The organism is Corynebacterium sp., assembly GCF_043426755.1.
Taxonomy (GTDB): domain Bacteria; phylum Actinomycetota; class Actinomycetes; order Mycobacteriales; family Mycobacteriaceae; genus Corynebacterium.
On sequence record NZ_JBHWRP010000097.1, the window covers coordinates 37,915 to 62,999 of the forward strand.

Here is a 25,085-nt window from a genome sequence, read left to right on the forward strand (position 1 = left end):
CGCAGTTTGTCTAGCGGCGGTCGTCGTCCTCATCAGGATCCCAGTCCGCGTATTCCGCGTACTGGTCGTCGACCTCGTACTCATCGTAGCCGTCATCGTCATCATCCCAGCGGCGGCCAGGTGCTTGACCTGCCAGCTCGCGCTGGAGGGATTCTAAATCCATCTCGGGAGAGTTGTACTTTAACTGGCGTGCAACCTTGGTCTGCTTTGCTTTGGCGCGTCCGCGGCCCATGGCGTGACCCCCTTGAGGTGTTTGAAGGGCGACCCAGGGTATTCGGGTAGCCCCATCAGCTTTTCGATTCAGTATGTATTCCTGTCACATACAATAGCGTGAAATCAGAAAAAATTCCTCCCACACGCCCAAGCTGGGTAAATAGGGCTTAGTTTTGCCCCCGCAACTTCGCGATAGCTTCCCTTCCCGCTTTCGTCGTATCTTCTTCCGGGATGTAGTCCTGATCCACCGTCGCGCTCACCGGCGAGGCGCCCTCGATCACAAGATCGTCGGAAGACAAAGCACTGCGTTTCACGAGCGCAAGAGCAATCGGACCGTAGTCGCAGTCATGCACGACAGTCCCCAGACGGCCCGCCTTACGCCCATTGGCCGTGATCTGCGAGCCCGGAACCGGATCCTCCGGAGCCGACCCATCCAGTTGCAGAAGCACCAGAAGGCGAGGGGAGCGGCCCAGATTTTCTACCCGGCCCACAGTTTCCTGTCCGCGGTAGCACCCCTTTTCGAGGTGGACCGCCCGCACCCGGCCCGCGCGATTAATCAGCCGCGGCGCCTCGTGCGGGATCGACTTCTCATCAAGGTCGGCACGCATCTCCGGCTCGCCCGCGCGCACCCGCTGCGCAGTAAACGCCATCAGCCCGGCAAGTTGAACGCCGCGGTCCGCAAGCTTATCGACGACCGCCCTCAGCTCAGCGCGCGGAACGGCAAGGTCGTGACGCTCCACACCGTCCCAGTCCACGCGGCGGACAAAGGCGGTGGGAAGATCGGCCAGCGTCTCGTCGTGAAGCGAACCGTCCGGCCCAAGAAGGGTAAGTAGTGCCAAGTCGACTTCCTCGATGTCCACCTTGGACCAGAAAATCATCTTCTGTAAGAAGTCAGAAAACGTGGGGAAGACATAAGAGGGCATGTCCAGGTAGAACGTGTCGCCGCTGCGGGTGACGTACGCCTGGTGCAGAATGCGGCCCTGAATATCTAGGTCCAGGCAGGCGGCGGAGAAGCCATCGGGGGCGTCATCAAGTTTTTGAGTGAGCAGGTTGTTCAGGAATTCCGCGGCATCCTCGCCGGTCACCGCAAGGACGCGGCGGTGCGAGCGGTCCACCATCACCAGATCGGATTCGATGGCGCGCTGCTCTGCGAGGGGATTTCCGTAGTGCCAAGCGACACCTGCTGCGTCGAGCAGGGAGCTGGACAGGGATTCGTCGACAAGCGACTGCGCGTTCGGTCGGGACAGTAAAGGGGAAGTATAAGATTCGTAATTTGTCACACTAATGATCGTAGCCGGGATAAAGCAGGCATAATAGGGGGCCATGAGTTCCGTGACTTTGTCCCCGCAGCCTGTGATCTACATCGTTGAGCCCTTTGGCGGGTCCGTGCGCAGGCATAATCCCAACCTGCCGCACGTGTTTTGGGACGATGCCGCGGTGACTCGCGGGGACGGCGTTTTTGAATCGCTTTTAGTGCGCGACGGGAAGGTGGCGAACCTGGCCGCGCACGCCGAGCGCTTTGCTCGTTCAGCGCAGCTGCTGGACCTGCCTGAGGTCAGCGGCGAGGACTGGGAGCGCGCCACCCGCGAGGCAATGGCGGACTACTCACGGGAGCGCGGAGGGGAACCCTTCGAGGCCAAATGCACGTGGACGTACACGCGCGGTCGCGAGACTACGGGGGTGCCCAGCGCGTGGATTACCGTGCGTGCACTGCCGAAGAATATCGCGGAGCAGCGCGAGAAGGGCGTCAAAGCGATGACCGCTCCGCGCGGCTACACCATCACCCCGAACCTGCCGGACGCGAAGGGCGCCGCCCCCTGGCTGGCGGTGGGGGCGAAGACGTTGAACTACGCGGCGAACATGGCTGCGATGCGGTGGGCACGGGAGCACGGGTACGACGATGTGATCTACATTGAGCCGGCCGAGGAGCCCGGCAGCACCCGGGTGCTCGAGGGCGCGACATCGACGGTGCTGGTGTTCAAGAAGGGCGGGAAGATCCGCACCCCACGCCACAGCGGCGCCGTCTTGGCCGGCACCACGCAGCAGGCAATTTTCGATACGGCGCAGGACAGCGGGTGGCGCTGCAAAACCACCGACCTCACTGTCGATGACCTGCTCAAGGCCGAGTCCGTGTGGCTGGTCAGCTCCACCCGGGTGGCCACGCGCGTCACCAAGCTTGACGACAAAAAACTGCCCGCCCCCGACAATGAGGCGGAGATCAGGAAGCTTTTCGACGCCGCGATCCAGAAAAGTTTGGAAAGCTAGCCTGCGATGCGGGTGAGCTGGGCGGACATGTGTGGCGCCAACTGCCCATCCTGCATGCGCTCGTCGACCCAGCCCAGCGAATTGTCGGGCATGAGACCGTAGAGTCGCTTACCAGGGCCATGGGTCGCCGGTCCCGTGGCGGTGACGATGGTGGAGGCGCTTTCGACCTGCCAGGCGCGGTCATTGACCGGCTCGCCATACAAAATTTCAACCAAGCCACGAGAGCTGGTCAGCGTCACCTCGATCTCGTCCTTCAGGCTGATCCTCCAGAAGCCAATCTCACGCTGGTCGGCACCAATCGAGTTGCCTTCAGAATCGACCCGCCAGACGCGGGAATCAAAACGCAGGTAGTTTTCCCCGTCGTGGGCAATCACGAGGCGCTGGCCGAAAGCATATTCCTCGCCGTTGTCGTTGGCCTGGCCGTAGCCTTGCCACACGCCGACCAAAGGCAATAGTGCGAGAAGGCCGTCGTGCAGGCTGGGGCCTTGGCGCAGGTTAGCGGTGTCGTCGGCAAGCGGAATCTCATCGAGGTCAAGTGGCGGGATATTGCGGTGCGCCGTGTTCTTTGACAGCTGCTCGGCCAGGTTGATGGCCTCGTTGCCGCCGAGTGGTTGCGCTGCAGAGGCGTCGGAGTTGTCAGACGTGTTCTTGGGTTCTTCGTTATAACTATTGCTCATGGGAACCAGGGTAGTCAGTGAACTCCGAGTCACCTGTTTCCACCGGCGTTAAGTCGCTGGGGCGCAGGGTGATGTTGCGACGCTCCGCCTCGAACACGATGGAGCCGCCAGAGAGCTGGACCATGTTGGCCTGCGCGGCAAGCGGGAGGTCGCGGGTATCAAACTCTAGGGTATAGCCCTTTTCGACAAGGTCTGGGCGGCCAGCGGAGTCGATGATCTCAAGCGGCTCCATGCGGAACTGCGGGCCGTCCAGGCGCAGGGTGACAATCACGGAGGTCTTGTCGTCCATGCCCGGCAGCGTGCCCGTCAGCTGGGCCTCGCTGGCCACTCCGCCACCGGGGGAGATGTCATAAGGATTTGAAATATCCAGGTCGGTCATGTGCAGGAATTGGCCGAGCGCGACGCCATCGAGACTGACGCGGCGCTTCATCAGTTCTGCGACGTTCCCGACGATATCTCCGGAGTAGGCCGCGCCCGCCGGCAGTTCGACGTTATAAATATCGGTCGAGGCGTTGACAATACCGAGGTCTTCAATATCAACATCAAGCGCCGTAACACTGATTTGGGGAATCTTCTCCGTCACCAGGACCTGGGCGAATGGCGTTCCGCCGACATACACTTCCGGCGTAGTAGCAAGTTGCGAATTGTCCTTGATTGACTGGGATAACCGATGTTCAACCCGTGCCGCCGTGAGGCTATCCACCACACCGACAGCAACGACGATGAGCAGCACGACCCCGGCCACAGTGAGCAGCCGTGAGTGCTTCGCCAAGAAAGAATCGGTCTTCACATATTCATTTGTACCGTAACCTATGGACATGACGAACATTGAGATCATTTCAGTCCAACTCCCCGCAGCCTCTTCGCAGAGCGGTTGGGTCCGTTCCCTGATCGCGAAGGCGGAGGAGCACGACGGAGTCGCACCCTTGTCTGAGGCTTTCATTAACGGGCTTAACGACGAGCGCCTAGACCATTTGCACTTGCTTATCGACGATGCCGCCGTCGCAGCTCATGCGCCTGACGGTGGGGTAGAACTGGTTGTGGATCCAGAACGGCGCCGAGAGGGCCTGGCCACCGCCTTAATTAATAAGGTGCGGGAAAAGGAACCAAGCGCGCAATTCTGGGCCCACGGCAACCTGCCAGAAGCACGCGCACTGGCCGAAGAACTGGAGATGAAGGTCACACGTCGTCTGCTGGTGATGGGTGTTGACGGTGAGGCTTTAAGGGCTGCTACACGTGTGGACCTGCCCCAGGGGTTCGAGGCGCTGAATTACACGCAGGCGGTGGAGAAATTTGGGAAGGAAGCCGTGGAGCAGGCGTGGCTTGACGCCAATAATGATGCTTTCTCGTGGCACCCGGAACAAGGCGGCTGGTCCATGGACCAGCTGCACCAGGGGATGGAGGCCGAATGGTTTGACCCGGCCGGTGTGCAGCTGTTGTATCAGGGCGCGGAGTTGGCTGGGTTTCACTGGACCAAGATGCATCCCAACGGCGACGGCGAGGTCTACGTAGTGGGCTTGGCTTCTGATTTCCGCGGGAGGGGTCTGGGGGATCCGTTGCTGCGCATTGGGCTGCGTCACCTCGTTGACCAAGGCGCTGGGCGCGTCATCTTGTATGTCGAGGCTGACAATGGTCCGGCCGTTGCCCGTTATGAAGAGCTTGGTTTTGGCATCGTGGAGGATCACGTGGTCTACCAAGTTGTTGAGAGCTGAAACTAGAGTGTTGCGTGGGGTAAATGGGGGCGATTCACCCCCATGTTTCACCCCCAAATGCTAAAAGGATCCTGAATTTAAGTGCTTTTTCGTCGCACTTGAGCGTTCTTTGCGAACTCGCGTTTTATTGTGGGGAGCACCTATTTTGCACAGGTAGCGAAGAAAAATTAACCCGTTGTTCACCTATTAAGACACGTTGGGTTAACGTACGCCCCGTAGGTTTTCTCCTGTGAGCAATCGGACGGGTATGTCTATCGCATTAAAGATGATGTGCCCTCCTCCCTTGCCGGGGACCGATGCTCAGACTCCCATCTGAATCTGCACCGGAAAGGTTTCCCGTGATCCGTAACTTTAAGCGTACTTTCGCAATCGCCGGCGTTGTTGCCGCGACCTCCGCAGGCCTCGTTGCTTGTGGAGATTCCTCCGATGGCAATGGTAACGACACCGCAACTGGCACCGCTGAGGCTCCTTCTGAGGTCAACACTGAGGGCCTGTCCGGTGCCTCCGGTGAGCTAGTCGCTGAGGGCGCTTCTTCCCAGGCAAACGCTATGGACTACTTCGGTCAGCGTTACTCCGAGGCTGTTGACGGCGCATCTCTCGCGTACACCGCGTCCGGTTCCGGCTCGGGCCGCCGCAACTTCGTTGCTGGCCAGGTCGACTTCGCTGGCTCTGACTCCCCACTGTCCGACGATCAGGTTGAGCCTGCAAAGGAACGCTGCGAGGGTAACGATGCATGGCACCTGCCAATGGTGATTGGCCCAGTTGCTATCGCTTACAACCTCGAGGGCGTTGACTCCCTGAACCTGTCCGTCGACACCGTTGCAAAGATTTTCAAGGGCGAAATCAACAAGTGGAACGATGAGCAGATCGCTGCTGAGAACGAGGGTGTTGAGCTGCCAGACACCGACATCTCCGTCGTCTACCGTTCTGACGAGTCCGGCACCTCCGATAACTTCCAGAAGTTCCTGACTGCTGCAACCGATGGCTACTGGGACACCGAGGGGCAGCAGTTCCCACGTGAGGTGGGCGAGGGTGCTGAGGGCTCCGGCGGCGTGGCTACTCAGGCTTCCGGTATCGACGGTGGCATCACCTATGTTGAGTCCGGCTACGCACAGCAGCAGGGACTGGGCATTGCAAACATCGACTTCGGCTCCGGTCCAGTCGAGCTGAACGCTGAGAGCGTCACCACCGCACTCGACGGCCTCGAGTTCGCTGGTGAGGGTGGCGAGAATGACATGGTCGTGGACGCAGACGCACTGTTCTCCCAGGATGCCGAGGGCTCCTACCCGCTGATCCTGACCACCTACGAAATCGTCTGCTCCGCAGGTTACGACGAGGAGACCAAGAACAAGGTCCAGGACTTCCTGAACGTTGTTCTGCAGTCTCAAGACTCGACCTTGGAGGAGCTCGGCTTCATCCCAGTCACCGGTACTCACGCAGAGCGCCTGCAGGCTGCTGTCGACGCCATCGCGTAACTTCAGTTTCAGTCGCGACAACAGCGATGACTGCACGAGCATTGTGATGTAACGTGCTGAGGCCCCCCGCGCAGGTTCTATGATCGGGGGGTCTCGTTATGCCACGCGAGGTTATGCTAGGCGGGGCATATAAAACTAGTGACTATTTCTTCTTTCAAAGGATTCATAACATGGCTAATAGCAATGAGCCAATGAATAACGCGCGTGACGACGAAGTCCGCGCAGGCCAGGTGGCCACTGAATCCGGTCCAACCGTAGCCAACTCCACTGGTACCGTGAACGCAGGAGTGACCCCATCGGGGGATGCCTCTGACGGACGCCAGGCTTCGGGTGCTGGAGTCAAGCGACCTGGTGACCGAATCTTCGAGTTTCTATCTGTTGCATCGGCGACACTCATCACCGTCATCATCGCAGCAATCGGTGTCTTCCTGCTGCTGCAAGCAATCGAGCCGCTGTCCCGTAACCAAGGTGGCCTAGTTGGCTTCTTCACCTACACGGGCGCATGGCAGACCAATGATCTAGAGAACATGCAGTTCGGTATTCCGAACATGTTCCTGTCTACTGTCACCATTTCTCTGATCGCGTTGATTATCGCGATGCCTATTGCTCTAGGTGTCGCGTTGTTCCTTTCCAACTACGCTCCTCCGAAGCTGGTTCGTCCGCTGGCGACTCTGGTGGATATGCTGGCCGCTGTTCCGTCGATCGTGTACGGCCTGTGGGGCTGGCAGGTGCTCGGCCCGTTCTTGTCTGGATTCTACGAGTGGCTCCATAGCTGGGCTGGGGGCTTTTTCCTCTTCGCCACCTACTCGAACTCTCCATCCTTTGCGACCGGCCGTAACATGCTGACCGGTGGCATCGTGCTGGCAGTGATGATTCTGCCGGTGATTGCCGCAACCGCGCGTGAGGTGTTCGTGCAGACCCCACGTGGCCACATCGAGGCCGCGCTAGCGCTTGGTGCAACCCGTTGGGAAGTTGTGCGCATGACTGTCATCCCGTTCGGACTATCGGGGTATATCTCCGGCTCCATGCTTGGTTTGGGTCGTGCATTGGGTGAGACCATGGCGTTGTACATGGTTGTATCCCCATCGACTGCGTTCCGTGGCTCCCTGTTCGACGGTGGTACCACCTTCGCAACAGCCATCGCGTCCGCTGCAGCAGAGTTCAACAACCCAGTCAGTGCGGGTGCATATATCGCCGCGGGCCTGGTGCTGTTCTTGCTGACCTTCATCGTCAACTCGATCGCTCGTGCGATCGTGGCCAAGAGTTAAGGGGAAGGGAGAAAATACAATGAGTACCGTAACCCCTACTGATAAGCAAGTGTACGGCGCAGGTGGCCCAGTTTTCACCCACATTTCTGCTGGCCGTAAATCGACAAACACCGTCATGTCCGTCTTGATGTGGGCGTGCATGATCTTGGCGCTGGTCCCACTCATCTGGGTCCTATGGACCGTGATTAACAACGGTATCGGTGTCGTCTTGAGCGCCGAGTGGTGGACAAATGACCAGAGTGGCACCACACGTATTCTGCCGGGCGGCGGCGCGCTTCACGCGATCGTCGGCACCCTCGTGCAAACGTTCATCGCATCCATCGTGTCGATCCCACTTGGCGTGTTCACCGCGATTTACTTGGTGGAATACGCACAGGGTGGTTGGCTCGGCCGCCTCACCACCTTCATGGTGGACATCCTGTCGGGTGTGCCTTCCATCGTTGCAGCACTGTTCATCTACACCCTGTGGATCACCGTGCTGGGCCAGCAGCGGTCCGGCTTCGCCGTTGCGCTCTCGCTGATCCTGCTCATGGTTCCGATCGTTGTGCGTAATACCGAAGAAATGCTCCGCGTCGTCCCAATGGACCTGCGCGAAGCGTCCTATGCGCTGGGTGTTCCGAAGTGGAAGACCATCGTTCGCATCGTGTTGCCGACTGCCCTGTCGGGCATTGTCACCGGTGTCATGCTGGCTGTTGCCCGCGTCATGGGTGAGTCCGCACCAGTGCTGGTGTTGGTGGGCTCGACCTCGAGCCTGTCCTGGAATCCATTCGGTGGCCCGCAGTCCTCGCTGCCACTGATGATGCTGGACATGTACAAGGCCGGTACCACCGACGCGCTGATGGACAAGCTGTGGGGCGCAGCCCTCACGCTGGTGATCCTGGTTGTCTCCATCAACCTGATCGCACGTTTCATCGCCGCGAAGTTCTCGGTCAAGAAGTAAACGCCGAAGTAAAACCACGAATCCTAGGAGAATCAGATGTCTAAGCTTCAACTCAACGACGTCGACATTTACTACGGCGACTTCCATGCCGTACAGAACGTCAACCTGCAGATCCCAGCGCAGGCAGTCACCGCTTTCATCGGCCCATCCGGCTGTGGCAAGTCCACCGTGCTGCGTACCCTGAACCGCATGCACGAGGTCATCCCTGGCGCACACGTCAAGGGTGAGATCCTGCTTGACGGTAAGAACATCTACGACAAAGATGTTGACCCAGTGTCGGTGCGCAACACCATCGGCATGGTGTTCCAGAAGGCGAACCCATTCCCAACCATGTCCATCGAGGACAATGTTGTCGCCGGCCTGAAGCTGTCGGGCGAGAAGAATAAGGCGAAGCTCAAGGAAGTTGCAGAGAAGTCCCTGCGCGGCGCGAACCTCTGGGAAGAGGTCAAGGACCGCCTGGATAAGCCAGGTGGCGGCCTCTCCGGTGGTCAGCAGCAGCGTCTGTGCATCGCTCGCGCGATTGCAGTGGAACCAGAAGTGCTGCTGATGGATGAGCCTTGCTCCGCTCTGGACCCAATCTCCACCCTGGCGGTGGAGGACCTGATCCACGAGCTGAAGGAAGACTTCACCATCGTGATCGTGACCCACAACATGCAGCAGGCTGCCCGCGTGTCCGACAAGACCGCGTTCTACTCGCTTGAGGCAACCGGTAAGCCTGGTCAGCTCATCGAATTCGATGACACCAAGACCATCTTCGAAAACCCAAGCCGCAAGGAAACCGAGGACTACATCGCTGGCCGTTTCGGCTAAGCAACAGTAGCGGTCCCCGGCAGACAAAAGCCCTGCGCCTTCCCAATAGTGGAAGGCGCAGGGCTTTAATTATGCGCTTTATCCGAAGGCCTACTCGGTGCGGTAGCCGCGGCGGAACTGGCGCTCCAAAGCCTCGAAGCGCTCGTTCAGCTCCTGGTCGACGCGATCCGACTCCACCTTCTCCTTGTACTCGGTAGGCATCAAGCCGGTAATGAGGTAGACGATGCGCGCGGCCACGTTGACGCAGTGGTCAGCGTAGCGCTCATAGAAGCGGGTGAGCAGGGCCAAATCAACGGCCTCGCGGGTGGAGTGCTGCCACTCCCGCTGGGTCAGTAGATTGAGCAGGAAATCGTTGAGGTCGTCGACGGCATCGTCGTCCTGGCTGAGGACGAGCGCGACATCGGCATCAGGGTCGACTAGGAGGTCGTGGGTCTTTTCGCCCATTTCACAGACCAAGCGCGCCATCTCCTCGACATAGCCCTTCACCGAGTCCGGCAGGACTGGGTCAGGGTGGCGGCGACGCGCTGTCTTTGCAATGTGCATGGCCAGCGCCGCCATGCGGGAAAAGTCTTCGACAATGTAGATAGAAGAGACGACTTGGCGCAGGTCGGACGCCACAGGGTTTTCCAGCGCGAGGAGCTCAACGGCGCGTTCTTCGCAGCGGATTCGGATATCTTCCAATGGGTCAGCGATGGACAAGGCGTCTTCGGCCTTCTCCAACGATGAGGTGAGAAGCGCCTCCGACGCCTTGTCCATGATCGAACGCACGGTATCGCACATGACCAGCAGATCATGGGCGAAAGCGTCAAGATGTTCACGGTAGACAGTACGCATGTGCCACATCTTATGGCATGACCCAGAAAATTGCGCGATGAGTGAAATTACATGTTTGTAACAGCAAAGTGTCTACAAAATGAACTGACTTCTTAGCCGCCGTTATTCTCAATTTCGGCGCCTTCCGGCACCGTTTCATCTTCCGGATCATCCAGCCAGCCGTCGGGAAGCGCCACCTTAGAAGCAGATCCCTGGCGGCCACGAGCACCGTCGGCATCCTCGGCGCGCACGGTGGAGTCGGCCCAGGGCGCCAGTTTCTCGCGCAGTTCGCTTAACGACGACACCTGCGCCAATTCTTTCCGCACCTCACCGCCAACGGGGTAGCCGCGCAAGTACCACGCGATGTGCTTGCGGATATCACGGCAGGCGTGGTGCTCTCCGGAGTGCTCTGCAAGTAGCTCGGCGTGTCGGTAGATGATCTCGGTCACCGTTCCCAGGGTGGGATCGGCGGGGATGTCCTCGCCGCGTAGCTGGGCTCCCAGCTGTGCGAAGAGCCATGGGCGGCCGAGGCAGCCACGGCCCACTTCTACGCCGGCGCAGCCTGTGTGTTCCATCATGCGTGCCGCATCGTCGGCGGCGAAGATATCGCCGTTGCCCAACACGGGGACTCCGGTGCCCTCCATGTGCTCGACCAGCCGGGCGATCTCGTCCCAGTGCGCTTGTCCTGAGTACCGCTCTGCGGCAGTGCGTGCGTGCAGGGTGACGGCTGCGGCACCTTCTTCGGCGGCAATACGGCCGGCGTCGAAATGCGTGTGCGTATCGTCGTCGATACCGATGCGGAACTTCACTGTGACGGGGATGCCGGAGCCCTCTGCGGCTTTGACCGCGGCGGCCACGATGTTGCCGTAGAGGCGGCGCTTGTAGGGGATTGCCGATCCGCCGCCGCGGCGGGTGACCTTCGGGACAGGGCAGCCGAAGTTCATATCCACGTGGTCGGCCAGATCCTCGTCGACGATCTTGCGTACGGCCTTGTAGGTGTACTCGGGGTCGACTGTATATAACTGCATCGAGCGTGGCGTTTCCACGTCTGCAAACGTGGTCATGTGTAAGGTCTTTTCGTTGCCCTCGACGAGCGCGCGAGCGGTAATCATCTCGCAGACATACAGGCCCGACGAGGTCCCGGTCAGCGCTTCCTCAATTTCGCGGCACAGGACGCGAAAAGGCATGTTTGTCACACCTGCCATCGGAGCGAGGATGACAGGCGAGTCGAGATTGAGATTGCCGATGCGCAGCGTTGGGCGCGCGATCGGCTGTGGGGCCATTACCGGGGTCGTTGTCACGCCCGCCATTGTTCCAAGGCTGACGTGGAATTCCAAACATGGTCCGGGAGGGGGCGATCGTCGACAAGCGAAAAGATCACACTAACAGTACGGGGGTACTGGTGGGGGTGGGGGAATGTGGGGATTGGCCACGTCTGTTGTGTTGGCAAAGTGGGCAGGCGACAGCCTGACCTGTGCGATTAGCTTCGTTGCAAAGTTTTAGGGGTGAATTGGCAAATGCTGTGGCGTGGAAATGGAATCTGGGTCACAATATGCTGGAATGTAATAACTGACACCCCCTAGAACACTGAGGTGACTAATCACAATGAGCGATCGCATTCTCAATGACCAGCTGCGCGGCAAGGTCATGTCCGCCGAGGAAGCTGCCGAATTCATCAACAATGGCGACAATGTCGGCATCTCCGGCTTTACCGGTGCCGGCTACCCGAAGGTGCTGCCAAAGGCCATCGCAGAGAAGGCAAAGGCGGCACACGGCCGTGGCGAAGAGTTCAAGATCAACGTCTTCTCCGGCGCCTCCACCGCAGACGACTGCGATGGCGTGCTCGCTGAAGCAAACGCGATCAACTTTCGCACCCCTTATAACTCGGACCGCACCCTGCGCGGCCAGTTCAACTCCGGCGACGCGTTCTACTCGGATGTCCACCTCTCCCACCTCGGCCAGCAGGTCGTCCAGGGATTCTTCGGTGAGATGCAGGTAGCCATCATTGAGGCTGTCAAGATCAAGGAAGGCGGCGCGATCGTTCCATCGTCGGCTGTGGGCAACAACGTCGAGTACGTTGAGGCTGCTGACAAGGTGATCATCGAGGTCAACTCCTGGCAGTCCGAGGACCTCGAGGGCATGCACGACGTCTACGCGCCAGAGCGTCTGTGGGACCGCAAGCCATTCGAGATCGTCAACGTGGGCGACCGCATCGGCGAGACCGTGCACCGCATCGACCCATCCAAGATCGTCGCCGTCGTGGCGACCAATGAGGCCGACCGCAACGCGCCATTCAAGGCGCCAGACGAGGTTTCTGAGAAGATCGCTGCGAACTTCCTGCAGTTCCTCGAGGACGAGGTCGCGGCAGGCCGCCTGACCTACGACAACTACATCATGCAGTCCGGCGTGGGCAACGTTCCCAACGCCGTGATGGCAGGTCTGTTGGACTCCAAGTTTGAGAACATCACCGCCTACACCGAGGTCATCCAGGACGGCATGCTGGACCTGATCGACGCAGGCAAGATGTCCATGGCATCCGCAACCTCCTTCTCCCTGTCCCCAGAGGCAGCTCAGCGCATGAACGATAACGCTGACTTCTACAACAAGCACATCATCCTGCGCCCACAGGCGATCTCGAACCACCCAGAGATCATCCGCCGCGTCGGCCTGATTGCTACCAACGGCCTGATTGAGGCCGACCTGTTCGGCAACGTGAACTCCACCAACGTCTCCGGCGCGAAGGTGATGAACGGTATTGGCGGCTCCGGTGACTTCACCCGTAACGCCTACATCTCCTCCTTCATCACCCCATCCGTGGCGAAGGACGGCGCGATCTCCTGCATCGTTCCATTCTCCTCCCACATCGACCACACCGAGCACGACGTCATGGTGATCGTGACCGAGCAGGGCTACGCGGACCTGCGCGGGCTGGCACCACGCCAGCGCGCAAAGAAGATGATCGAGGTGGCGCACCCTGACTACCGCCCACTGCTCGAGGAGTACCTGGAGCGCGGCATGGCCAACGGTGGGCACACCCCAGTGGACCTGGCAACCGCCTTCGAGTTCCACACCCGTCTGGCAGAGACCGGCACCATGAAGAAGTAACACACTTCTCGGCCCATCGGGCCGTATCGCCCCGGCTGCACAATCCTTGACTGAAGAGGATGTGCCGCTGGGGCATTTCTTTTTAGTGGAACTTAATATGATTTAAGGGTTAGTTAATCTGCATGACCCAAAAAGGGGGTAGCTAGATTAGTTCTAGAGATATGTTGTATTGATTTGGGTGGCGTATGTTTCTACACCTGACGTCGGACGAGACGGGGTGATACCAGCAGGCAGAGTGATTGAAGTGAGGTCTGGCCCCCTCGCTGTGGTAAGACTTTTCTCGTGAAATTCGCAGGCGCCAAACTGGATTGTCCATACTTTAGAATTTTAAACTAATCTTAGGTTGTGTTAATCTGAGTGCTGTTAATTCGCAGTTTCATGCCCGTTAACCACACCTTTGCTCAATGGGTGCTGGCCCCGGAAGGGTCGCCCTTGCAGCGAGGCAGGGCGGATCATCATGCATTCAAGGACACGATTATGGCAATGGCTTTGCGGAGTACCGCTCGAGGATTTCCTGCTCTAACCGGCGGGGCACGGACCTACCTTTATCGGCCTCTGAAGCGAATCGGTGATCTTGCTATCTCCGCAGCTGCACTGATCGCCCTCGCACCTGTGATGGCGTGCGTGGCCTTGGTGATCAAGCTGGATGATGGTGGACCAGTCCTCTTTAAACAGCGCCGCATCGGATATCAAGGTGAGGATTTCACGATGCTGAAATTTCGCACCATGCGGACGGATGCCGAAGACATCCTCCCGGAAGTTACGCACGATATCGCAGGTACTGAGTTAGAGGCCGAGCCCAAGCTGTTCAAGCTTAAGGATGATCCGCGCATCATTAGATCAGGGAAATTCCTCCGTCAGTCCAGCATCGATGAGCTGCCCCAACTATTTAATGTACTGGTAGGGCAGATGAGCCTGATCGGCCCGCGGCCGCCTCTACCGCGGGAGTACGCGCAATATTGCGACGAGGAGAAACGTCGGATGAGCGTCAAGCCAGGTTTGTCGGGACTCTGGCAGGTGATGGGCCGCTCTAACCTGTCGTGGGAAGAGACAATCGAGCTCGATTTGTATTATGTAGAAAACCGCAATACTTCACTAGATTTAAGTATTTTCTTCAGAACATTTAAAGTCGTTTTGTCACGGGATGGGGCTTATTAGTGCAGACGATCCCCAAGAAAAGCCACCGTCGTCGCCCGCCGACACTCTAGATCACTCTGGATCACTCTATCGATTAAAGACAAGAAGGCCTAAGACTATGTGTAAAGGTAAAAACCAGCGGAAGGATGTCGTCGGGTACGCACCCGGCGGATTCGACATGCTTCACATTGGCCATCTCAATATCCTGCGTGCTGCCCGGGAACGCTGTGATCGGCTCGTCGTGGGCGTTGCTACTGATGAGTCACTGATCCGCATGAAGGGGCGGCCGCCGGTCGTTCCTCATTCAGAGCGCATGGAACTGATCGCTAGCCTGCGCTTCGTCGACGAGGTGATTACAGACGTCGATCAGAATAAGAAGGTCGCATGGGAGCGGCATCCGTTCGACGTGCTGTTTAAGGGCGATGACTGGAAGGGAACCGACAAGGGCAACAAGCTTGAGGCGGAGCTCGCTTCCGTGGGAGCACGGGTGGAATATCTGCCTTATACCCCCTCTACGTCATCGACGATGTTGCGAGAGTTCCTGTCTCAAGAAATTCAAAGTGAGGACGTGCCGACGACCGCCGAGGAAAGAGCTCGATCATAGTGACGACGAAGCAACCACGGACTACCGACGACGAGCAGTCGGCCCAGCACCGTTCCCGCGCGCAGCGCTATGCCTGGGCGATCGCATCCCTGTCAGCGGCCCAGAAACCAGCGCAGGGCGTGCCTGCATACACTAGGTGGATCAACCGGCGTGGAGCTCGCATCGTCGCCGCATTCGCGTACTCGATGCGATGGACCCCGAACATGGTCACGGGCATCTCGGCAGGGCTGTCTTTGGTCGGTATGGTGCTGCTCATCGCGCTAGAACCTGCGTGGTGGGTTGGTGTGATCGTCGCGGTGTTTCTCGCGGCCGGGTATCTTTTCGATTCTGCTGATGGCCAACTCGCACGTGTCAGTGGCTCGTCATCGGTGACGGGGGAGTGGGTTGACCACGTGGTTGACGCGTTTCGATCGCCGGCTATCCATGTTGCGACGGCCATCGCCATCATGGTGCATCGCCCTGAATTGGCGTGGCTGGCCGTCGTAGCGCTGGTTTACTCGCTGGTCACCAGCGGGCAGTTCCTCAGCCAGATTCTTGCAGAGGCGTTGGTGCGGAAAGCCGGCCGCCCGCAGACCCGCGGGGGGAATCTGCGATCGTGGATCCTGCTGCCCACAGACCCCGGGGTGTTGTGCTGGATGTTTATCCTGTGGGGTGCCGCACCATTTTTTACAGTGGGCTACGGTCTCCTCGCGGTCATCAGCGCGGCGCACGCAATGGTGTCGCTGACTCGTCGATACGCGGACTTGCGCGCAGTTGATGCCAGCGCCAAGGAGGCAGCGAGTGCCTAGGCTTAGCGTGATTCTCCCCGCCCGCAACGCCGAGGACACCGTGGCGCGCGCTGTGTCCTCGACGCTGCGGGCGCTGCCTTCTGATGCGGAGCTGGTCGTGCTTGACGACGGGTCCACCGACAATACGGCTGACCGTGCGGTCGAGGGCGGAACTTCTAAGGGCGTCGTCGATAAGCGTCTGCGCGTCGAAAGCGAAGATACGCCCGGTGGGATTGCGACGGCGCTCAATTGGTTGCTGGAGCACACGGATTCGGCGATTGTGGCCCGGATGGACGCCGATGACGTGAGCCTGCCCACGCGGTTTCGGGCAGAACTCCGCGCGTTAGACAACGGCGATGATTATGTGTTTCCCCAGGTGATCAACGTGACTGGAAGAAAACTCAGCCCGGCAGCACCGGTGCCCATCCCACCGACGGTGTTCCCGCTGCACCTGCTGCTGACCAATCCTGTATCGCACCCGGCGATGGTGGCACGCCGTCACGCGCTCGACGCGGTCGGCGGGTACCGCGAGGTGCCGGCCGAAGACTATGACCTCTGGATGCGTGCAGCACTCGATGGTGCTTCGCTGCGTCGGATGGCAACGTGGGGCCTGCTCTACAGCCAGCATCCGGGGCAGATTACGGCGTCGGAGTCCTGGCGGAATTCTTCCTGGCGCAACCCGGCCCAAGCCGAGGTATTCACCAAGCTCAGTCAGCAACTTACCGGTGTTGCGTTGCAAAGAATTGTTGCGATCGCGCTCACGCCTAGCGACGAGAGAACACGTCTCCTCGCCGAGTTTGAACGCGCTATCACCCCAGTGATTGCCCGTGTCCCCGCTCCCCATCGCCAATTCCTCCAGCGTAAACTGCGCGGACGCCTGCGGTGGGCACGCGAGTTTCACAATGGCGGATCTATTCACGAAAACCACCTCTGAGGACAGTTATGCAGACAGAAAATTATATTGAAAACGCATCCCTCGGTTTCGACCAGGTGGGGCGCATCCTTCGTCGTCGAAAAGCGTGGATCGCTGTGGGGATCGTTGTGGGCATGCTGGTAGCACTCGGCGTGCTCTTGTTCGTGCCGAAGCAGTACACAGCGACGACCCACGTGCACGTCACTCCCGTTGGGGCCGCGGCGAGGTCCGGGGCATCCAGCGACGCTCTTGATATGTCGACGGAGCGCCAGCTCGCTGAATCTGCAAAAACGGCAGAGGCTGCCGCACACGCCCTGGGGATCGGTTGGTCCAGCGAAGAACTCCTCGAAAACACCGAGGTCGGCGGCGACTCCGAGAGCACGATTTTGCGTGTTTCGTTTACTGGGAAGACCCCGCAGCGTGCCACCGCCGGGTCGTCGGCGATGGCCGAGGCCTACCTCCAAGTTGGGGCAGACGCGGTCGCGCAGCGCAACGAGAACCTGATGCGTTCACTAGACGAGCAGATCATCCAGCAGGAGGGCGCCCTTGAAACGCTACAGATGGCGGCGGCGATGGGCGGCACGACCGAAGGGGTCCAGGCCGAGTCGCTGCGCCGTGCTATTGCTGACCTGCAGCAACGCAGAATGGAGCTGAGCAGCAGCGCGGGGCCTACCGGAGAGATCGTCACATCTGCAGACGCCAACCGCATCGACGCATCCCCGTCCACGCTGCGCACACTCGCGCTTGGCCTCGTCGGGGGTCTCGCGCTCGGTGTCCTTCTGGCCCTCATCGTGCAGGCAGCGGCGCGCCGACCCGCCGACAGCACCGAGGTTGAACAGCTGCTCGGTGTTCCGGTTTTCCGCCCCGTAGCACCCGAAGAACACAGCGACCGCTGGCAGTTGGCCAGCGAATTCGCCCGTCATGCGGCAGGAGATGGCGGACGCATTACGTTGCTTATCGACGACCACGACTCCACCTCGATCGACGCAGCAAACGCCATCGCGGCCTCCCTTGACGCCGATATTAGCGGCCTGCATGCGAGCTGGGCCAAGGCGATTCACGCCGCGGGCAGCGCTGGCTCGGTTCTTGTGATTGTTCCCCGCGAATGGACCAAGGTTGCACTGCAGCGTTTGAGGGATGACCTTTTCCACGTAGACGCCCGCGTCATCGGTGCCGTGGTGTCGGATGCTCCCGCTGACCAGATCGTGGACTGAGGTGACAGGCATGCCAACTTCCCAACCACTCATCGGGATCGTTGAAGCGAAGTCGCGAGAGCTGACCGTGCTGTCCGGCACCCTCGATGCGTCGGAAGCCTGGGTCGTGGTGCGTGACGACGATGCCACCGCCGGCTACCACCAGCTGACTGGGTGGGAGTCCACCGAGGACTTAATCGACTCCGCGCTCCACGCCGCTGCCAATGCGTCGACATACCGCGCCTGGACCACAGGCGGCGGCGCAGAAGTGAAAGCCACGGTGATTATCTGCACGGTAGGCACCAACCCGCTACTTCCTCGAGCAGTCGAGGCGGTCTTAGCCCAACAGCATGCACATTTCGAACTCATCGTGGTGGATAATGCTCCCTTCACAGGGCGCGTACCCGCAGCGCTTTCCTCCATCGATGACCCGCGGCTGCGCATTGTCGACGCTCCTCGTGCGGGTTTATCCCATGCCCGCAATGCCGGAGTCGATGCTGCCCGCGGAGAGATCATCGCCTTCACCGACGATGATGCCCAAGTCCATCCCGGCTGGTTGAGCGCGCTACTCGACGTGTTCGCGGCCGACCACGCCGAACAAGCCGATCACGCTATCGGTGCGGTGACGGGACCTGTTTTTCCTGCGGAGTTAAAGCACGAATCCCAATGCTTCTTTGAAGCACGCGGCGGGTTTCCGAAAACTCTGGAACCCACAGTGTGGGCTGCGGGACACCCAACAGAGGACGCTGCCCGGTTCGGCGTTCCTGGCGACGGCGGCCCCCTATTCCCGGTGACCACCGCACGGGTCGGCGCAGGAGTATCCATGGCGTTTCGTCGTCACGTGCTTGCCCAGATGGGGCCTTTCGATACCCGCCTCGGCGCTGGGACAAAGACGTGCGGCGGCGAAGACCTGGACTCCTTCGCGCGTGTCCTGCGCCTGGGATATGTGATCGTGACCACGCCCGACGCAGTGATCCACCACGTGCACCGGCGTGACTTTGACGGGTTGATGAAACAAACCTATGGCGACGGGGCAGGCATGGCTGCGCTGCTCACCAAGTCTGTGCTGACCCACCCCGCGTCGTTGCTTACGCTGGCGCGCCGGGTTCCTGCTATCGCACGGCGCGTTGCGCCAGGCTCCGAACGAATCACAGGTACCGAACCAGGGGTGCCGCCTGAGCTCACGCGCAACGAGGTCCGCGGGTTTCTGCGTGGCCCCTGGCTTTTCTTGGCTGAGGCGCTGAAACAACGCCGGTTGAGGCGATAGCTGTGCCATCGATAGTGAAGTCTGTGCTACCAGCCTGGCCGGTGACGCTGCCTTTCGCCGCGTATGTGCTGTGGTGGCTTCTCGGCGTCGGTGATTTCATCTGGATCATCGCAGGCCTTGCGATTGTGCTGACCTGGGTGGGGCGGTCTAACCTCCGATTCCCGATGGTGATGTGGCTGTGGGTGCTGTTCCTGATCTGGGTGGTGGCGTCCCTGATCATGAATGACACCTCCGGCAGGTTGCTTGGCGCGGTCTATCGGCTTCTGCTCTATGCCAGTGCGGGATTATTCGCACTTCATGTGTATAACGCGCGGACAGCCCTTTCTGGAATCCGCATGGGTTCAGCCCTGGTGTGGTTCCTTGCTGGAATGTCGGCGGCGGGATATCTGGCGCTGGCGCTGCCGGAGCAGACTATTCGTACTCCGATGTCCTATCTCGTCCCGGCGTCGTTGCAGAACAACGAGCTCATCGCTGACATGGTGATCCGCCAGACCACCCACTGGGATCCGCAGGCCTGGATCGAACAGTCCGTGCGGCCGGTAGCCCCGTTCCTCTACGCCAATACCTGGGGCAATGTGTACTCGCTTGTTTTGCCCTTAGTGTTGGTCTACCTCTGGGTAATGTGGCATACGCGACAGCGGTGGTGGATCCTTGGCGTAGTTATCGCCAGCGTGATTCCCGCGCTGGCCACTCTGAACCGAGGCATGCTTGTTGGTTTGGCTGTGGTCGGATTCTGGGCCGCGGTTCAGGGCGTGCGCCGAGCCGCCTTTGTGGCCACTGGCGCATGGGTGCTGGCTGGCGTCGCGGCGTTGGGCGCATGGCTGGTGTCCCCGTTCGGCCTGAATCTGTTCACCCGCGTTGCAAACACGGCCTCTACTGAGGATCGCGGGGAGCTGTACCGCGCAACCGTGAGCGGCACGACGGAATCGCCCCTTTTTGGTTTTGGTTCGCCGCGTCCGGCGGCTGAACCGTGGCTGCCATCTTTAGGCACACAAGGGCAACTGTGGACCGTGATGTATTCGCATGGCTTCGTCGGTCTCGCCCTGTTCCTGGGGTTCTTGTTGCTTGTCCTCGTTATGTTGGTACGGCGCCAGGATCCCGTCGGGGCGGTGTTGGGCGGGATCATTGCCGCCACCATCGTGGAATCTCTGTTCTACGGAATGATGACGGGCATCTTTGTCACGATGGTTGCCGTTGGGCTCGGTTTGCGCAGCGACACCATCATTAACAGTTCGGATCGTCCGGGAATGACAGCTCGGACAGCGTCCAGGAATCACCGGCAGCGGTGAAGGTGAGGAGCATGCGGGAGCGAGCCTGCGCGTTGGGAGAGGTGACATCATCGCCATTCTCGTCGAGTGTGCGCACTGCCGAGTTATCCACGCACACCTCTTTAATCACGGTGCCGGGAGCGGGGGAATCAACCTGGCGTTCATCGACGATGGTGACGTCCCCCTCCATGCGCAGCCCTTCGTTTTCCAGCTCGATTTGCTGGTTTTCAAAGTCTTCGAGGGCTTGGCCCGATAGGACTTGTGACAGATCGCGCACCACCGTGGGCTCAGCCAACACGGAATGCACCGAGTTGAGTGTGTCCTCGATAAAGACCTCATCGACCTCGGGGGAGGGGTCCACTGCCGGAACAGGCGCGCCGGTAGTGGTGTCGGCTTCCTCTTCCGCGGGGGCAGATTCGTCGGTCGCTGCTTCGGACCCAGCCTCCGTAGTTGAAGGGTCAGTTGGGGACGATGCGGAGCCACAGGAGCTGAGCACCAAAGTAAGGCCAAGGACGCTGGCGGACTTGAACAAACGGGACAAGCAAGCTGACATGAAGACTTCGATTCTAAGGGGAGACTTGTCTTTCCTGAGTGAAAAGAGCGATTTTACATATGTCAATTAAATATTATTCTAAGGTGCCGTCCTGGCATAATCTAGACAATCACTGTGGTGAATTGAAATCGCGACGTGGGATAACCAGCGTAGGAAAGGGGAGCGTGTGAGCGACACTAACCAGGAGCGCAGCGGCCAAGGCCCAGCCACGGTGGAGCGAGGCAAGCTCGCCCGTGGCAGCGCGCTCAGCTTCGTCGGCTCCGCAACTAGCGCGCTGCTCGGCTTTGCACTAACCATCGTGATTTCGCGCCTGCTCGGGGCAGACGGCGCCGGTATCGTTTTCCAAGCGACTGGCGTGTTCGCGGTGATCATGGCGTTCGCCAAATTCGGGATGGACTCCACCTCGGTCTACCTGCTTCCGCGCTTGCTTATCGACGATCCCCGCGCGGTCCGCGGAGCAATCAATGCGAGCCTCTGCATTTCGCTGGCCGTCGGCGTCGTGTTGGTCGCGGTGATGGAGATGCTCGCTCCTTGGATTTGGGGCGAAAGTCAAGAAGGGTTACTGCGATCTGTGCAGGCCATCATGCTTTTCGTACCATTCGGGGCTGTATTCCTCATCTTGTCGGCCGTCCTCCGCGCCTTGGGCTCTGTCGTTGAATATGTGATGGTAGCCAACGTTGCCGTGCCGGTTCTGCGCCCGCCATTTGTCGCGATCGCGGCTGTAGCAACGGGCTCCGCCGTGGTGGCCAGTGTGGCCTGGGCTGTTCCGCTTGTGATCATGGCTCTCATTGCTGGCATGCTGGTGCTTCGTCGTGTGCGCGGCATCGAGGAGGGCGTGCCTGGCCCCTTCTTTCCAGAAAAGGAGCAGTGGCGAGAGATTTGGAAATTCTCCATTCCTCGCACGATCGCAGCCGGGCTTGAGCAGGCCATCGTGTGGGTGGACGTGCTGCTCATCGGGTGGTTGGCCAGCGACTATGCTGCTGGGGTCTACGGGGGTGCGTCGCGCTTCGTTCAGGCAGGGTTGCTTGTCGACGCCGCGTTGCGCGTGATTGTGTCGCCCCGGTTCTCGGCCCTCCTGCACAAGGGTGAAATGTCCCAACTCAAAGAGCTCTACGTCACCGCATCCTCGTGGCTCGTCCTGCTCGGTACCCCCGCCTACGTTCTCCTTGCTTTCTTCTCGCCTGCATTTCTGCAACTTCTCGGCGACGAGTTTATTGACGGCTCAGCCGCACTGAGCATTCTCGCCGTGGGGATGGCGATAACTTTTCTCGCCGGCAACATCCACTCCATGCTGATCATGAGCGGGCGATCAGGCTGGGCGGCAGCCAACAAATTCATCGTCCTGATTACCAATATTGTGGGCAACTTGCTGCTCGTGCCCCGTTTTGGCATCGAGGGGGCGGCGCTTGTGTGGGCGTTCTGCATGGTGTTGGATGCGTGCTTGGCCCTGGTGCAGGTCAGGGTGTTCCTCCGGATCACGCCAAGCGCGATCGATGTGCTTCGGCCACTGTTCATTGTTGTTGGCTCTTTCGGGCTGCCTGCCTTAGTCGCGGTGCCCACTGTGGGTAATTCATTTGCTGGGCTTGCGGTGACACTTGTGGTTGGAGGCGTGCTCTATGTTGCAGCCTGTTGGTGGCAGCGGGGCCCCCTCCGGATCGACGGTCTGCGGTCCATCGCGAATCGTCGTCGTTAAGCGTGGGGTGTTCCTATCTAGTTAGTCAAGCCATCGGTTTGCGCATTGCCAAGACTGTGGCAGAAATCTTAAGATTAGCCCCTGGAAATTAACTAAGCGTTTCCACGACCACTAGAAACGCGAAAGACTTGGGATGACTGTTTTTCAATGATCATGGCGATGACCTGGCTCCTCGCTGGGTTCGCCGTGTTGTGGGTGGACATTAAAGCCTGGCAAGAGACCTTGCCTGAAAATAAGTGGATTGGAATTCGGACTACAGCCCTTCTCGCTAGCGATGAGGCGTGGAGCGAAGGGCATAAAGCTGCAGCAGCGTACTTAAAGGCGAGTAGCATTCCACTGTTTATAGGTGCAATTATCTGTGTGGTAGCCGATGATTCCTTCATCGGCTGGGTAAGTCTGCCGGTTGTCATCATTTTCACTGCCTTAGTTTTGATCGCTTCTAAAAAGGCTCATTCGGCTGTGGGTGAGTGATGCTCTAGGGGCGCAGGCCGCCGATCGCGTTAATCCTTCTGGATTTTTGATGGGGAATCCGTCTGGCTGCGCCCGCCTGAAGGATGAGGGCGTCCGTTTGTTTGCGTGCGCCGGCTTGGTTTGCAAATAGTCCGCGAAATGGTCGGGGCGCTTCATCGTCGCATCGACGGTGCCGTAGCCAGAGCTGACAGTTGTGGTGTATGACCCGTTGCAATGATTGACACCATGTACATCGTCGATGTGGGCTGTGGTCTTGCGGTCGGGGTCCGGGTATCCCAGAGGTGCGTTAATCTCAGCCTGCAAGCTCGCTCTGCTCTCGTTGTCCCTGCTCGGGTCGTGACCTTTCTTTGATCACGTGATCATCATTATCAGTGAAACTCCTTTTAGGATCAGGCTCCTATGAGCAGTTGGAGTATGTCACTGCCTTCGGCGGCATCACCCCCGGATCTTTTTCAGACAGGCGAATAAGAGCCAAACCTAGGCCGGCGACAAGTTTTCCCATCCCGGGGGATATGAGGGAACGGAATAGACATCCCTGCCCCGATCGGGGGCGGTGCAATCAATCTTCGGGCCCCCTCCGGTGGAACTAACTCCAACGTAGATCGCGTTGGCCGCTCCGAAATACGCAAGTTATAAAGACATCTACCTGCGATATCCCATTCCTGAATATAAGAAAACACCTGAGAATACGCTATGATTATCCGTCGAGATTGACATCCGTTTCTTATCTTTGTTCGGTCTGTCTTTTCTCGCCAGTAGCCACGAGTATCCCAATAAGGCGGTTTAAGTGAAGTTGCATAGCGTCGTCCTGGCTCTTGCCATGAGCATGGTGATTGCTCTGGGAGTAGTCCCAGTCCCGAACACAGGACAACCGCGCGCGGTCGCTCAAGAAGGCGTGTCGACGACACCACGGGACGGATCCTCTCCGGAACGCGCAGCTGCCTCGTGCTGGGCGATCAAACAGGAGAATCCGCGCAGTCAAGATGGGCGCTACTGGCTCTTAGCCCCGAACATGGATGCTCCTCAAGAGTTCTTTTGTGATCAAACCATGGATGGCGGTGGCTGGGTCATGATCGGCCGCGGGCGCGAAGGGTGGGACACCTACCCGCAGGGTCAGGGAGACCCAGCAAGCCTGACTCGCCGCGACCGTACCCCAGAGGACTTTGCCCCTGTCCAGCTGCCTGAGGACACCATTAATGGTTTGCTGTCAGGACGTGATGTGAAGTCGCTGCCCGAGGGCTTCCGCGTCGTCCGCGCCACCCGTACCAGCGGTGGCCCATGGCAAAACGTCGACATCATTCCTGATCGCATGGGGGAGTGGACGTGGGCCCTCCCCACCGAGGAGACGGGACGCTTCCGAATCAACAACTCTGGGTGGCGCGCAACCGGAGTGATGGACCGGGCCTTCGGACAGAACAACGGCACGGGCGCAGTCGACCTACTCATGAGCCCAGCCCGTAACTACCAGGGTGGCTTTGGGTTCGGCTACACCGTCAGAGGAAATACCAGCCCCACGAACTACCTCTGGAGCGCGAACGGTAGGTCCGCGTTGCCTTACTCAGAGGTGTACCTGCGTCCGCAGATTGCTAACGACGATGCCGGGTTCCGTGCCGTTCCTGATACGGGCACGCAGGTCCAGGAGCAGCGAGCACTGGTCTCAAATTATTCGGCGCCGACGGACTGGGGTGTCACCGGCAACCTCAACGGGCGCACCGCGGAGGGGAACTCGCCGGCTCAGGCGTTCGCTCAAATTGGCGACACAATTTTCGTCGGTGGCAACTTCACGCACGCCACGCAACGGTCCACACGTAGTGATGTGCCAAGGACAGGCCTGGCTGCCTTCGATAAGGACACCGGCGAGCTCCGCCATGAATTCAACGTAAAGCTCGACGACCAGGTGAAGGCCCTGTTGGCGATGCCCAACGGAAAGCTCTTGGTCGG

The 25,085-nt window shown here is 59.5% G+C and carries 24 protein-coding genes; 17 read left to right on the forward strand and 7 right to left on the reverse strand.

Annotated features, from left to right (window positions below):
- Positions 1-10: 10 nt before the first annotated feature.
- Both ACHFGA_RS10120 and ACHFGA_RS10125 read right to left on the reverse strand, forming a co-directional pair.
- The gene (locus ACHFGA_RS10120) at positions 11-232 is read right to left on the reverse strand and encodes a DUF3073 domain-containing protein (protein WP_394282253.1); all 222 of its coding nucleotides are present in this window, start codon (positions 230-232) and stop codon (positions 11-13) included.
- Between the two features lie 148 nt (positions 233-380).
- Positions 381-1,538 (reverse strand): YgfZ/GcvT domain-containing protein, encoded by a 1,158-nt coding sequence (locus ACHFGA_RS10125; RefSeq protein WP_394282254.1) that lies wholly within the window; start codon positions 1,536-1,538, stop codon positions 381-383.
- Between ACHFGA_RS10125 and ACHFGA_RS10130 the strand changes: the two genes are divergently transcribed.
- Positions 1,537-2,478, forward strand: a complete 942-nt coding sequence (locus ACHFGA_RS10130) for an aminodeoxychorismate lyase (RefSeq protein ID WP_394282255.1) — start codon at positions 1,537-1,539, stop codon at positions 2,476-2,478. The two genes, ACHFGA_RS10125 and ACHFGA_RS10130, sit on opposite strands and share 2 nt — an antisense overlap.
- Here ACHFGA_RS10130 and ACHFGA_RS10135 read toward each other — a convergent pair.
- Together ACHFGA_RS10135 and ACHFGA_RS10140 are read right to left on the reverse strand one after the other, a co-directional pair.
- The gene (locus ACHFGA_RS10135; RefSeq protein ID WP_394282256.1) at positions 2,475-3,155 is read right to left on the reverse strand and encodes an FABP family protein; all 681 of its coding nucleotides are present in this window, start codon (positions 3,153-3,155) and stop codon (positions 2,475-2,477) included. The genes ACHFGA_RS10130 and ACHFGA_RS10135 overlap by 4 nt on opposite strands.
- On the reverse strand, positions 3,145-3,945 hold the full coding sequence (locus ACHFGA_RS10140) for a DUF2993 domain-containing protein (protein ID WP_394282257.1): 801 nt from the start codon (positions 3,943-3,945) through the stop codon (positions 3,145-3,147). The genes ACHFGA_RS10135 and ACHFGA_RS10140 overlap by 11 nt, the downstream gene beginning before the upstream one ends.
- Positions 3,946-3,967: 22 nt before the next feature.
- Between ACHFGA_RS10140 and mshD the strand changes: the two genes are divergently transcribed.
- The 5 genes from mshD (at position 3,968) to pstB (ending at position 9,360) form a co-directional block, all read left to right on the forward strand.
- The gene (gene mshD / locus ACHFGA_RS10145) at positions 3,968-4,867 is read left to right on the forward strand and encodes a mycothiol synthase (protein ID WP_394282258.1); all 900 of its coding nucleotides are present in this window, start codon (positions 3,968-3,970) and stop codon (positions 4,865-4,867) included.
- A 296-nt stretch (positions 4,868-5,163) separates the two neighbouring features.
- The gene (gene pstS / locus ACHFGA_RS10150; protein WP_394282259.1) at positions 5,164-6,342 is read left to right on the forward strand and encodes a phosphate ABC transporter substrate-binding protein PstS; all 1,179 of its coding nucleotides are present in this window, start codon (positions 5,164-5,166) and stop codon (positions 6,340-6,342) included.
- A gap of 170 nt (positions 6,343-6,512) precedes the next feature.
- The gene (pstC, locus tag ACHFGA_RS10155; RefSeq protein ID WP_394282260.1) at positions 6,513-7,610 is read left to right on the forward strand and encodes a phosphate ABC transporter permease subunit PstC; all 1,098 of its coding nucleotides are present in this window, start codon (positions 6,513-6,515) and stop codon (positions 7,608-7,610) included.
- 19 nt (positions 7,611-7,629) lie between these two features.
- Positions 7,630-8,550, forward strand: coding sequence for a phosphate ABC transporter permease PstA (pstA, locus tag ACHFGA_RS10160; RefSeq protein WP_394282261.1), 921 nt, complete (start codon positions 7,630-7,632; stop codon positions 8,548-8,550).
- A 36-nt stretch (positions 8,551-8,586) separates the two neighbouring features.
- Complete coding sequence (gene pstB / locus ACHFGA_RS10165; protein ID WP_394282262.1) at positions 8,587-9,360, forward strand: phosphate ABC transporter ATP-binding protein PstB; 774 nt, start codon at positions 8,587-8,589, stop codon at positions 9,358-9,360.
- A gap of 90 nt (positions 9,361-9,450) precedes the next feature.
- On the opposite strand, the gene phoU is transcribed toward pstB, so the two are convergent.
- Together phoU and dusB are read right to left on the reverse strand one after the other, a co-directional pair.
- Entirely contained in the window at positions 9,451-10,194 is a 744-nt protein-coding gene (phoU, locus tag ACHFGA_RS10170; RefSeq protein ID WP_394282263.1) for a phosphate signaling complex protein PhoU, read from the reverse strand.
- 92 nt (positions 10,195-10,286) lie between these two features.
- The gene (dusB, locus tag ACHFGA_RS10175; protein WP_394282279.1) at positions 10,287-11,456 is read right to left on the reverse strand and encodes a tRNA dihydrouridine synthase DusB; all 1,170 of its coding nucleotides are present in this window, start codon (positions 11,454-11,456) and stop codon (positions 10,287-10,289) included.
- Positions 11,457-11,778: 322 nt separating this feature from the next.
- Between dusB and ACHFGA_RS10180 the strand changes: the two genes are divergently transcribed.
- The 8 genes from ACHFGA_RS10180 (at position 11,779) to ACHFGA_RS10215 (ending at position 20,448) form a co-directional block, all read left to right on the forward strand.
- The gene (locus tag ACHFGA_RS10180; protein WP_394282264.1) at positions 11,779-13,278 is read left to right on the forward strand and encodes an acetyl-CoA hydrolase/transferase family protein; all 1,500 of its coding nucleotides are present in this window, start codon (positions 11,779-11,781) and stop codon (positions 13,276-13,278) included.
- Positions 13,279-13,635: 357 nt separating this feature from the next.
- Entirely contained in the window at positions 13,636-14,436 is an 801-nt protein-coding gene (locus tag ACHFGA_RS10185; RefSeq protein WP_394282265.1) for a sugar transferase, read from the forward strand.
- Between the two features lie 97 nt (positions 14,437-14,533).
- A complete protein-coding gene (locus tag ACHFGA_RS10190; RefSeq protein WP_394282266.1) occupies positions 14,534-15,019 on the forward strand; it encodes an adenylyltransferase/cytidyltransferase family protein in 486 nt (161 codons plus the stop codon).
- A complete protein-coding gene (locus ACHFGA_RS10195) occupies positions 15,019-15,807 on the forward strand; it encodes a CDP-alcohol phosphatidyltransferase family protein (protein ID WP_394282267.1) in 789 nt (262 codons plus the stop codon). Before ACHFGA_RS10190 ends, ACHFGA_RS10195 begins: the two co-directional genes overlap by 1 nt.
- Positions 15,800-16,720: a glycosyltransferase family 2 protein gene (locus ACHFGA_RS10200; RefSeq protein ID WP_394282268.1), complete on the forward strand. Its 921-nt coding sequence runs from the start codon at positions 15,800-15,802 to the stop codon at positions 16,718-16,720. Before ACHFGA_RS10195 ends, ACHFGA_RS10200 begins: the two co-directional genes overlap by 8 nt.
- Positions 16,721-16,728: 8 nt before the next feature.
- Positions 16,729-17,913: a Wzz/FepE/Etk N-terminal domain-containing protein gene (locus tag ACHFGA_RS10205; RefSeq protein ID WP_394282269.1), complete on the forward strand. Its 1,185-nt coding sequence runs from the start codon at positions 16,729-16,731 to the stop codon at positions 17,911-17,913.
- 10 nt (positions 17,914-17,923) lie between these two features.
- Positions 17,924-19,159, forward strand: a complete 1,236-nt coding sequence (locus ACHFGA_RS10210) for a glycosyltransferase family 2 protein (protein WP_394282270.1) — start codon at positions 17,924-17,926, stop codon at positions 19,157-19,159.
- Between the two features lie 2 nt (positions 19,160-19,161).
- Entirely contained in the window at positions 19,162-20,448 is a 1,287-nt protein-coding gene (locus ACHFGA_RS10215) for an O-antigen ligase domain-containing protein (protein ID WP_394282271.1), read from the forward strand.
- On the opposite strand, the gene ACHFGA_RS10220 is transcribed toward ACHFGA_RS10215, so the two are convergent.
- Positions 20,384-20,980 (reverse strand): hypothetical protein, encoded by a 597-nt coding sequence (locus ACHFGA_RS10220; protein WP_394282272.1) that lies wholly within the window; start codon positions 20,978-20,980, stop codon positions 20,384-20,386. The two genes, ACHFGA_RS10215 and ACHFGA_RS10220, sit on opposite strands and share 65 nt — an antisense overlap.
- Positions 20,981-21,146: 166 nt before the next feature.
- Here ACHFGA_RS10220 and ACHFGA_RS10225 point away from each other — a divergent pair, with 166 nt between their 5' ends.
- From ACHFGA_RS10225 to ACHFGA_RS10235, 3 genes are all read left to right on the forward strand, one after another.
- A complete protein-coding gene (locus ACHFGA_RS10225; protein WP_394282273.1) occupies positions 21,147-22,673 on the forward strand; it encodes a flippase in 1,527 nt (508 codons plus the stop codon).
- Between the two features lie 147 nt (positions 22,674-22,820).
- On the forward strand, positions 22,821-23,144 hold the full coding sequence (locus ACHFGA_RS10230) for an SdpI family protein (RefSeq protein WP_394282274.1): 324 nt from the start codon (positions 22,821-22,823) through the stop codon (positions 23,142-23,144).
- A 787-nt stretch (positions 23,145-23,931) separates the two neighbouring features.
- The coding region (locus ACHFGA_RS10235) for a fibrinogen-like YCDxxxxGGGW domain-containing protein (protein WP_394282275.1) at positions 23,932-25,085 on the forward strand (1,154 nt) is incomplete at its 3' end.